9 protein-coding genes are annotated in these 10393 nt (G+C 70.1%); all 9 read left to right on the top strand.

What is annotated here, in order from left to right; all coding sequences use genetic code 11:
• Positions 1-818 (top strand): molybdopterin-dependent oxidoreductase (locus SACPADRAFT_RS29640; RefSeq protein ID WP_040924812.1); only part of this gene is annotated, 818 nt, incomplete at its 5' end.
• A gap of 89 nt (positions 819-907) precedes the next feature.
• Complete coding sequence (gene nuoH / locus SACPADRAFT_RS0223890) at positions 908-2218, top strand: NADH-quinone oxidoreductase subunit NuoH (protein WP_051442574.1); 1311 nt, start codon at positions 908-910, stop codon at positions 2216-2218.
• The gene (gene nuoI / locus SACPADRAFT_RS0223885; protein ID WP_007025113.1) at positions 2205-2771 is read left to right on the top strand and encodes an NADH-quinone oxidoreductase subunit NuoI; all 567 of its coding nucleotides are present in this window, start codon (positions 2205-2207) and stop codon (positions 2769-2771) included. Before nuoH ends, nuoI begins: the two co-directional genes overlap by 14 nt.
• Positions 2768-3697, top strand: coding sequence for an NADH-quinone oxidoreductase subunit J (locus SACPADRAFT_RS0223880; protein WP_007025112.1), 930 nt, complete (start codon positions 2768-2770; stop codon positions 3695-3697). Before nuoI ends, SACPADRAFT_RS0223880 begins: the two co-directional genes overlap by 4 nt.
• Positions 3694-3993, top strand: a complete 300-nt coding sequence (nuoK, locus tag SACPADRAFT_RS0223875; RefSeq protein WP_007025111.1) for an NADH-quinone oxidoreductase subunit NuoK — start codon at positions 3694-3696, stop codon at positions 3991-3993. The genes SACPADRAFT_RS0223880 and nuoK overlap by 4 nt, the downstream gene beginning before the upstream one ends.
• Positions 3994-4015: 22 nt before the next feature.
• Positions 4016-5914, top strand: a complete 1899-nt coding sequence (gene nuoL / locus SACPADRAFT_RS0223870) for an NADH-quinone oxidoreductase subunit L (protein ID WP_007025110.1) — start codon at positions 4016-4018, stop codon at positions 5912-5914.
• A complete protein-coding gene (locus tag SACPADRAFT_RS0223865; RefSeq protein WP_007025109.1) occupies positions 5911-7458 on the top strand; it encodes an NADH-quinone oxidoreductase subunit M in 1548 nt (515 codons plus the stop codon). The genes nuoL and SACPADRAFT_RS0223865 overlap by 4 nt, the downstream gene beginning before the upstream one ends.
• An 8-nt stretch (positions 7459-7466) precedes the next feature.
• A complete protein-coding gene (gene nuoN, locus SACPADRAFT_RS0223860) occupies positions 7467-9041 on the top strand; it encodes an NADH-quinone oxidoreductase subunit NuoN (protein WP_007025108.1) in 1575 nt (524 codons plus the stop codon).
• A 130-nt stretch (positions 9042-9171) separates the two neighbouring features.
• Complete coding sequence (locus tag SACPADRAFT_RS0223855) at positions 9172-10188, top strand: polyprenyl synthetase family protein (RefSeq protein WP_028662725.1); 1017 nt, start codon at positions 9172-9174, stop codon at positions 10186-10188.
• Positions 10189-10393: the final 205 nt, after the last annotated feature.

The following is a 10393-nucleotide window of genomic DNA, read 5'->3' as shown; positions in this document are numbered from 1 at the left end:
AACTCGCCGAGGGCGCGCTGCCGGACACCGCCGGACGCGACACGACCGGCATCCTCACCGCCGCCCGCGACGGCGACCTGGACGGCCTGCTCGTCGGCGGCGTCGAGACCGCGGATCTGCCCGACCCGGAGCTGGCGCGCGAGGCGCTCGACGCATGCGGCTTCGTGGTGAGCATCGAGCTGCTGCACAGCGAGGTCACCGAGCGCGCCGACGTGGTTTTACCGATCGCGCCGGTGGACGAGAAGTCCGGCACCTTCCTCAACTGGGAGGGCCGCCGCCGCGAGTTCTCGGTGACCCTGGAGGGCACCGGCGCCCTGCCGGACTGCCGCATCCTGGACACCCTCGGCGTCGAGATGGACACCGACCTGTTCACCCAGACCCCGGCCGCCGCCGCCGGCGACCTGGCGAGGGTTGCCGTGAAGGACCCCTTCACTGCGTCCGGCGCAGCGAGGGACTCCTTCACTGCGTCCCACGCAGGCAGGGAGTCCTTCACGGCACCACCCGGCGACGGGCGGGCGCTGCTGGCCACCTGGCGGGTGTTGCTGGACGAGGGGGCGTTGCAGGCGGACGAGCCGCATCTGGCCGGGACGGCGCGGCGGGTGGTGGCGCGGGTGTCCAGGGGCACCGCCGAGGCGCTCGGGTCGGGCACGGTGACGGTGTCCACCGGACGCGGGGCGATCACCCTGCCGGTGGAGGTGGCCGACCTGCCGGACGGCGTGGTGTGGCTGCCCGGCAACTCCCCGGGCTCCGCGGTCCGCGCCACGCTCGGCGTCGGCCACGGCGCCGAGGTCTCGATCGCGGCCGGAGGTGAACGGTGAGCGCGTCGACGCTGACGTCCGTGGTGTCGTCCGTGGAGGAGCCGGTGCGGGCGGTGACCCCGCTGCTCGCGCAGGCGCAGGACGGCGCGATGACCCGGGCCGAGCTGCTGGCCGACGACCCGCTGTGGCTGATCCTGATGAAGGTCGTCGTGGTCATGCTGATCGGCCCGATCATGACGGTGGGTCTGATCGTCGGGGAGCGCAAGGTCGTCGGCCGGATGCAGAACCGGCCGGGCCCGAACCGGGTCGGTCCCTTCGGTCTGGGGCAGTCCCTCGCGGACGCGATCAAGCTCCCGTTCAAGGAACAGATCATCCCGGACACCGCGGACCGCAAGATCTACTTCATGGCACCGCTGATCACGGTGGTGCCCGCGCTGATCGGTCTGGCCGCCATCCCGTTCGGCCCCGAGGTGACCATCTTCGGGGAGCGTACCGTCCTCCAGCTGATCGAGCTGCCGGTCAGCGTGCTGCTCGTGCTGGCGGGCGCGTCGATCGGGGTGTACGGCATCGTGCTCGCGGGCTGGTCGTCCGGCTCGCCGTACCCGCTGCTCGGTGGGCTGCGCTCGGCCGCGCAGGTGATCTCCTACGAGATCGCGATGGGCCTGTCGATCATCGGTGTCGCCCTGTACGCGCAGTCGCTGGCCACCGGCGACATCGTCGCCGCGCAGCAGAACGGCTGGTACTTCTGGTTGCTGCTGCCGAGCTTCGTCATCTACCTGATCTCGATGGTCGGCGAGACCAACCGTGCCCCGTTCGACCTCCCGGAGGCCGAGTCGGAGCTGGTCGGCGGCTTCCACACCGAGTACAGCTCGATGAAGTTCGCGATGTTCTTCCTCGCCGAGTACACCAACATGGTCATCGTCTCGGCGTTCGCGACGACGCTGTTCCTCGGCGGCTGGATGGCGCCGTGGCCACTGTCCGCGATCGGCGACGGGATGCTCAACACCGGCTGGTGGCCGGTGCTGTGGTTCTTCGGCAAGATGCTGATCGTCCTGTTCGGCTTCGTGTGGCTGCGCGGCACGCTGCCCCGCTTCCGTTACGACCAGTTCATGAAGCTCGGCTGGAAGGTGCTCATCCCGGCCGGGCTCATCTGGGTGGTGGTGATCTCCGCGGTCCGTGCCGTGCGCACCTCCGCCGACATCTCCACCGGCCAGATCCTCGTCGTCGGCGGCATCGTCATCGCGGTGCTGGTGCTGCTGTCGCTGCTGCTGCCCGAGAAGGAGGTGCCGCCGGAGGACTCGGTCCCGGTCACCGGCGGCGACTACCCGGTGCCGCCGGTGGACCTGAAGGTCCCGGAGACGACCCCACGGCAGAAGGCACTGCGGGCCCGGCAGAAGACCGAGCAGAAGCGACCCGCTTCGGTCACCTCAGGTAAGGAGAACGCCGATGGGGATGTTTGATCCCGTCAAGGGCTTCGGTGTCACCTTCGCGAACATGTTCCGGAAGGTGTCCACGGAGGAGTACCCGGAGATCGGGGCTCCCGCGGCGCCGCGCTACCACGGTCGCCACCAGCTCAACCGGCATCCGGACGGGCTGGAGAAGTGCGTGGGCTGCGAGCTGTGCGCCTGGGCCTGCCCCGCCGACGCGATCTTCGTCGAGGGCGGGGACAACACCGAGGAGGAACGGTACTCCCCGGGCGAGCGCTACGGCATGGACTATCAGATCAACTACCTGCGCTGCATCGGCTGCGGGTTGTGTGTGGAGGCGTGCCCGACCCGGTCCCTCACGATGATCAACTTTTACGAGCTGGCGGACGACGACCGGCAGAAGCTGATCTACACCAAGGAGGACCTGCTCGCGCCCCTGCTGCCCGGCATGGAGCAGCCGCCGCACCCGATGCGGCTCGGCGACGACGAGCAGGACTACTACGTCCGCGGCCCCGAACTCGCCCGTGACCGGGGTGTGCCGTCCGGCGAGGCGGTCGAGACGTCCGAGGAGAAGGCAAGGCGATGACGGTAGGCAGCGCACTGGTTCTCGCCCAGGAGGGCGCCGAGGCGACGGTGTCCACCGGGGAGGCGGTCGCGTTCTGGATCCTCGGGCCGCTCGCGCTCGCCGGGGCCCTGGGCATGGTCTTCGCCCGCAACGCCGTGCATTCGGCGCTGTGGCTGGTGCTGACGATGCTCTCCCTCGGGCTGCTGTACCTCACCCAGCAGGCGCAGTTCCTCGGGTTCACGCAGATCATCGTCTACACCGGCGCGATCATGATGTTGTTCCTGTTCGTGCTGATGCTGGTCGGCCGGGAGTCGTCCGACTCGGTGGTCGAGGTCCTGCGCGGCCAGCGACTCGCCGCCGGGCTGCTCGGCGTCGGCGTGGCCGTGCTGCTGTCGGCCGCGCTCACCCGGGCCGTCGCGGACGTGACCCCGGCGCAGCCGCTCAACCCGTGGAGCGCCGAGGGCGGCGGTGCGGGCGGTCTCGGCCGGATCATCTTCCGGGACTACCTGTTCCCGTTCGAGCTCACCGCCGCGCTGCTGATCACCGCGGCGATGGCGGGCATGGTGCTGTCGTTCACCACCCGGCACGCCGCGGGCGGCAAGCGCAGCCAGAAGGAACTGGTGGTGGCCCGCTTCCGCGGCGAGTACGAGCGGCCCTCGCCCAAGCCGGGGCCGGGTGTGTTCGCCACGGCGAACTCGGTGGCCACGCCCGCACTGCTGCCGGACGGGTCGGTGGCCCCGGAGTCGCTGTCCGAACTCATCGAGTCCACGCCCACCGCACGGCTGGAGGCCGAGCGCAGGCAGGTGGCCGGGGACACCCCCGCCCCGGACGCACACGCCTTCGTCGGGGGCACCGACGACCACGACGGTGCGTCCACCCCGAGCACGAACGGCGACGGCACCCACCGGGACAACCGGGACACCGCCGCGGAAGGGGAGAACAAGTGACCCCGACGTACTACCTGTTGTTGTCGGCGCTGCTGTTCACCATCGGCGCCGTCGGCGTCCTGGTGCGGCGCAACGCGATCGTGGTGTTCATGTGCATCGAGCTGATGCTCAACGCCGTGAACCTGTCGCTGGTCACGTTCGCGCGCATCAACGGCTCGATCGACGGTCAGGTGATGGCGTTCTTCGTGATGGTCGTCGCCGCGGCCGAGGTGGTCGTCGGCCTCGCGATCATCATGTCGATCTTCCGCACCCGGCGGTCGGCCTCGATCGACGACACCAACCTGCTGAAGTACTAGCCTCCAACCACAGGGAATCACCTTGATCGCTCAATCGTGGCTGCTGGTCGCGTTTCCCGCGCTCGGCGCCCTCGTGTTGCTGGTCGGCGGTCGCCGCACCAACGGCTGGGGGCACCTGCTCGGCTCCGCGACGGTCATCGCGTCCTTCGTGTACGGTCTGGCGCTGTTCTTCGGCGAGTCGCTGTCGCGGGCCACCGACACCACGGTCTACTCGTGGATCCCCGTCGAGGCGCTGCAGGTCGACTTCGGACTGCGCATCGACCCGCTGTCGGTGACGTTCGTCCTGCTGATCACCGGGGTCGGCTCGCTGATCCACATCTACTCGATCGGCTACATGTCCGACGACGAGTCCCGTCGGCGCTTCTTCGGCTATCTGAACCTGTTCGTCGCCGCGATGCTGGTGCTCGTGCTCGGCGACAGCTTCGTGCTGCTGTACCTGGGTTGGGAGGGCGTCGGCCTCGCCTCCTACCTGCTGATCGGGTGGTACCAGGACCGTCCGTCGGCGGCCACGGCGGCGAAGAAGGCGTTCCTGATGAACCGTGTCGGGGACGTGGGCCTGGCGCTGGCCATCTTCCTCATGTTCAAGGAGTTCGGCAGCACCTCCTATGCCGAGGTGTTCGCCGGTGTCGGCGAGGCCTCCGCCGGGGTGGTCACCGCGATCGCGCTGTTGCTGCTGCTCGGCGCGTGCGGCAAGTCCGGCCAGTTCCCGCTGCAGGCGTGGCTGCCGGACGCGATGGAGGGCCCGACCCCGGTGTCGGCGCTGATCCACGCCGCCACGATGGTCACCGCGGGCGTGTACCTGATCGCCCGCTCCGCCCCGATCTACAACCTCACCCCGGACGGTCGGCTGGTCGTGACCATCATCGGTGCGGTCACGCTGATGCTCGGCGCGATCATCGGCTGTGCCTACGACGACATCAAGAAGGTGCTGGCCTACTCCACGGTGAGCCAGATCGGGTACATGATGCTCGCCGCCGGGCTCGGCCCGGTCGGCTACGCCCTCGGCATCGCGCACCTGCTCACACACGGCTTCTTCAAGGCGGGGCTGTTCCTCGGCGCCGGGTCGGTCATGCACGCCATGAACGACGAGGTCGACATGCGCAAGTTCGGCGGCCTGGCGAAGAAGATGCCGATCACCGCGGCCACGTTCGGCCTCGGCTACCTCGCGATCATCGGGTTCCCGTTCCTGTCCGGATTCTACACCAAGGACGCGATCATCGAGGCGGCGTTCGGCCAGGAGGGCTGGCGCGGCTGGGTGTTCGGCGGCGCGGCGCTGCTCGCCGCGGGCATCACCGGCTTCTACATGACCCGGCTGGTGCTGCTGACCTTCCTCGGCAAGCCGCGCTGGCGTGAGACCACCTCGGCCGACGGCCGCGAGTTCCACCCGCACGAGTCGCCGCCGGTGATGACCGTGCCGATGATCGTGCTCGCGTTCGGCTCGGTCGGTGCCGGGTTCCTGCTGATGTCCGGTGACCGGCTCGCCGAGTTCCTGGCGCCGTCGGTCGGTGCGCTCGCCGAGACGCACCACGGGGTCCTGCCGCACGCGGTCATCCCGTGGCTGACGGTCGGCCTGTCCGCGCTCGGCGTGCTCGTGGCGTGGCTGCTGTTCGGCAGGCGGGAGACCAGCGTGGAGCGTCCGCAGCGGGTGTCCTGGCCGGTGCGGGCCGCGCGGAACGACCTGTACGGCAACGCGCTGAACGAGACCCTGGTCGCCACCCCCGGCCTGTGGTTGACCCGGTTCTCGGTGTTCCTCGACAACCGGGGCGTCGACGGCGCGGTCAACGGGCTGGCCGCCGGGCTCGGCGGCGGGTCGGGCCGGCTGCGGAGGCTGCAGACCGGGTTCGTCCGGTCGTACGCGTTGTCGATGCTCGGCGGGTCGTTCCTGCTCGTCGCCGCACTGCTGTTGGTGAGGTTCTCATGAGTTGGCTCGTAGCCCTGATCCTGCTGCCGCTGCTCGGCGCCCTCGCGGTCGCCGGGTGGCGGGACAACGCCCGTGCGGCGACGGCGACCGCGTTCGGCGTCTCGGTCGCCACGCTGCTGCTGGTGGTGCCGCTGTGGTTGACCTACGACCCGGGCGGTGACCGGCTCCAGCAGGTCACCTCGGTGGACTGGATCCCCGCGTTCGGGGTGCACCTCGCCTTCGGCATCGACGGGATCGCGCTGCTCATGGTGGCGGTCACCGCGCTGCTGGTGCCGATCGTGATCGGCGCGCTGCGCTCGACGGACAAGTTGCCCACCGAACGCCGGGTGGCGAACTTCCTCGCGCTGATCCTGGTGCAGGAGGCGTTGACCATCGCCGTGTTCGCGGCGACCGACGTCTTCCTGTTCTACGTGCTGTTCGAGGTCATGCTCGTGCCGATGTACTTCCTCATCGGCTTCTACGGCGGGCCGAGGCGGCAGTACGCGGCGGTGAAGTTCTTCCTGTACTCGTTCCTCGGCGGCCTGATCATGCTGGCCTCGGCGATCGGGGCGTACTCACTGGCCGCCGACGAACTCGGCAGCGGCACCTTCGACTGGGCCACTCTGGTCGCCGTGGTCAGCCAGGCCCCGGTCGAGACGCAGGTGTGGCTGTTCCTCGGCTTCTTCCTCGCGTTCGCGATCAAGGCGCCGCTGGTGCCGTTCCACACCTGGCTGCCGGACGCGGCCGGGCAGGCGCCGATCGCGGTCACCGTGCTGCTGGTGGGGGTGCTGGACAAGGTCGGGACCTTCGGCTTCCTGCGCTACAGCCTGCCGATGTTCCCGGACGCCAGCGCGCAGCTCGCGCCGCTGGTGCTGGTGCTCGGCGTGGTCGGCATCCTCTACGGCTCGATCCTGGCCGCGGGCCAGCACGACATGAAGCGCTTCGTGGCCTACGTGTCGATCGCCCACTTCGGCTTCATCGCGCTGGGCATCTTCGCGTTCAGCACGCAGGCCACCGTCGGCTCGGCGACGTACATGCTCAACCACAGCCTCGCCACCGGCATGCTGATCCTGGTGATCGGCATCGTCGCCGCCCGCGGCGGGTCCAGCCGCATCGCCGACTACGGCGGCATGTTCAAGGTGACGCCGATCCTCGGCGGGATGCTGCTGCTGGCCGGGATGTCGACGTTGTCGCTGCCGGGCACGAACTCGTTCGTCTCCGAGTTCCTGGTGCTGATCGGGGCGTTCGACGCGCGGCCGGTGTTCGCGATCGTCGCCACCGTCGGGATGGTGCTCGCCGCCGCGTACGTGCTGTGGCTGTACCAGCGGATCATGACCGGGCCGGTGCGTGGGGACGCGCTCGTCGGCGCGGGTGGCGGGCCGGGGACGGCGACGGCACCCGAGGCCGGGGCGAAGAAGGCCGTCCGTGACCTGTCCGGTAGGGAAATCGCGGTGCTCGCGCCGCTGGTGGTGCTGATCGTGGGGCTCGGGTTCTACCCGCAGCCGGTGCTCGACACGGTCGGACCCTCGGTGGAGGCGACACTGACAGCGGTGCAGGAAAGGTAATCCCAGCCGTGTTGAACGTTCATTTCGCCCAGCAACAGGGGCCGATCGAGGCGCCCGGGATCGACTACGCGGCGATCATGCCGATGCTGATCGTGTTCGGCGTCGCGTGCGTCGGGGTGCTGTTGGAGGCGTTCCTGCCCAAGCACCGGCGGTGGTCGACCCAGCTGGCGTTGACGCTGTTGGCACTGGCCGGTGCCGGTGTCGCGCTGGGCGTCTACACCACCGACGCGCCGCCGCGCGGGATCACCACGCTCAGCGGCACCGTGGCCGTGGACGGCCCGGCGCTGTTCCTCTGGGGCACACTGCTGGCGCTGTCGGTGGGTGCGGTGCTGCTCATCGCCGACCGCACGGTCGAACGGGGCGGTGCGTTCGTCGCCGAGGCCGGGATCAGCCCCGGCACGGTGCAGGACCGGGAGCAGGCCGCCACGCAGAGCATGCAGACCGAGGTCTTCCCGCTGAGCCTGTTCGCCCTGGGCGGCATGATGGCGTTCACCGCGGCCAACGACCTGCTCACCATGTTCGTGGCGCTGGAGGTGCTGAGCCTGCCGCTGTACCTGATGTGCGGGCTGGCGCGCAGGCGGCGGCTGCTGTCCCAGGAGGCCGCGGTCAAGTACTTCCTGCTCGGCGCGTTCGCCAGCGCGTTCTTCCTCTACGGCGTCGCCCTGCTCTACGGCTACGCCGGGTCGGTGCGGTTCTCCGAGATCGCCGTGGCCACGGCGGGTACGGACCGCTCGGACACGCTGCTGTTCGCCGGGCTGGGCCTGCTGCTGGTGGGGCTGCTGTTCAAGGCCTCGGTCGGGCCGTTCCACACCTGGACGCCGGACGTCTACCACGGCGCCCCGACGCCGATCACCGCGTTCATGGCGGCGTGCACGAAGGTCGCCGCGTTCGGGGCGATCCTGCGGGTGCTCACCGTCGGGTTCGAGTCGACCCACTGGGAGTGGCGCGGCGTGCTGTGGGCCGTGGCGATCGTGTCCATGCTGATCGGCGCGGTGCTCGGGCTGACCCAGACCGACGTGAAACGCATGATCGCGTACTCGTCGATCGCGCACGCCGGGTTCCTGCTGATCGGCACGATGGCGCTGACCGAGCAGGGCCTGTCCGGGACGATGTTCTACCTGCTCGCCTACGGTTTCACCACGCTGGCCGCGTTCGGCGTGATCTCGCTGGTGCGGGACTCCGGGGGTGAGGCGACCCACCTGTCCGCGTGGGCCGGGCTGGCGAAACGCTCGCCCGTGGTGGCCTGGACCTTCGCCTTCCTGCTGTTCGCGCTGGCCGGGATCCCGCTCACCAGCGGGTTCGTGGGCAAGTTCGTGGTGTTCTCGGCGGCCCTGTCGGACGGCATGGCCCCGCTCGTGGTGATCGCGCTGATCTTCAGCGCGGTGGCGGCGTTCTTCTACCTGCGGGTGGTGGTGCTCATGTTCTTCTCCGAGCCCGCCGAGGACGGCCCCACCGTCAGCGTGCCCGGGGCGTTCACCACGGCCGCGATCACGCTCGGGGTCGTGGTCACCCTGCTGCTCGGCGTCGCGCCGACGTTCGCCCTCGACTGGGCGGGCACCGGTGGGTTCGCCCTGACGTCCTGAACCGGCCGGGGGCGCGTGCGGTGTCGGAAAGATCACCGTCGGTGGCTCTACCAGCGGGTCACCGGCGCGCGGTCGGGCCCCATTAGGCTGGACGCCGACCGTGACCCTGGGCCGGAAAGGCGGAGCCGACGTGTCAGTGCGTGAGGGCACCATCGAGGAGTTGCGCGCGGCAGTCGGGCTGCAGATCGCCGATGAGGACCTGCTGCGCACGCTGGTCTCCGGGCTGGAGGACGTCGAGGAGATCCTGCACGAGGTCGTGCGCAGCGACGTCGAGGCGATCAACGAGGCCGCGCGGCACCTGGTGGACGCCGGGGGCAAGCGTTTCCGGCCGATGTTCACCCTGTTGGCGGGCCAGTTCGGCACGACGGACCGGGACGGGGTGGTCACCGCCGCGGCGGCCGTGGAGCTGGTGCACCTGGCCACGCTCTACCACGACGACGTGATGGACGAGGCCACGATGCGGCGCGGGGCGCCCAGCGTGAACGCGCGGTGGAACAACACCGTCGCCATCCTCACCGGGGACTACCTCTTCGCGCACGCCTCCCGGCTGGTCGCCGACCTCGGCACGGACGCGGCGCGGATCATCGCGGAGACGTTCGGGGAGCTGGTCACCGGGCAGATGCGGGAGACGGTCGGTCCCGGCGAGGGCGAGGACCCCGTGGACCACTACCTCTCCGTGATCGGGCAGAAGACCGGGTCGCTGATCGCCACGGCGGGCCGGTTCGGGGGGATGCTCTCCGACGCCCACCCGGAGCACATCGACGCCCTGCGCCGCTTCGGCGACCTCGTCGGGACGGCGTTCCAGATCTCGGACGACATCATCGACATCGCCTCCTCGTCCGGCGAGCTCGGCAAGTCGCAGGGCACCGACCTGCGGGAGGGGGTGCGGACGCTGCCGATGCACTACGCGCTCTCCGGCACCCCGGACCCGCGCCTGGTGCGGCTGCTCGACGGTCCGCTCACCGACGACGCGCTCGTCGACGAGGCACTCGCGCTGCTCCGCGCGTCCGGCGGCCTCGAACGCGCCCACGCGACGCTGAATGACTACGCTCGGCGGGCACGGGAGGAACTCACCGCGCTGCCCTCGTCACCGGCGCGGGAGGCGTGCGAGTCGGTCGCCGACTACCTCGTCGCACGGACCCGGTAGGCCCGCCACGCAGCAGGGAGGACGCGAGTCATGTCCGTTTTCGGCCAGGTCTGGGTGTACAGCGCGGCCGCGTTCGTGTGTGGTGCGTTCCTGTCCTGGCTCTTCCTCGCCCGGGGCGCCCGGCGGCGGGTGCGCGAACTCGAGCGGGAGCTCGCGGCCCACGGCACCGCGGAGCCCGCGCGTGACACGGCCGGGCACGGGGCGG

The sequence above is a fragment of the Saccharomonospora iraqiensis subsp. paurometabolica YIM 90007 genome (assembly GCF_000231035.2).
Taxonomy (GTDB): domain Bacteria; phylum Actinomycetota; class Actinomycetes; order Mycobacteriales; family Pseudonocardiaceae; genus Saccharomonospora; species Saccharomonospora paurometabolica.
The sequence above is the reverse complement of the archived record's forward strand: the minus strand, read 5'-3'. Positions and strand labels throughout refer to the sequence as shown.

Coding starts and splice junctions, on each gene's coding strand:
- SACPADRAFT_RS0223865 (WP_007025109.1), top strand. CDS start 5,911: ATGAGTTGGCTCGTAGCCCTGATCCTGCTGCCGCTGCTCGGCGCCCTC.
- nuoI (WP_007025113.1), top strand. CDS start 2,205: ATGGGGATGTTTGATCCCGTCAAGGGCTTCGGTGTCACCTTCGCGAAC.
- SACPADRAFT_RS0223880 (WP_007025112.1), top strand. CDS start 2,768: ATGACGGTAGGCAGCGCACTGGTTCTCGCCCAGGAGGGCGCCGAGGCG.
- nuoH (WP_051442574.1), top strand. CDS start 908: ATGACCCGGGCCGAGCTGCTGGCCGACGACCCGCTGTGGCTGATCCTG.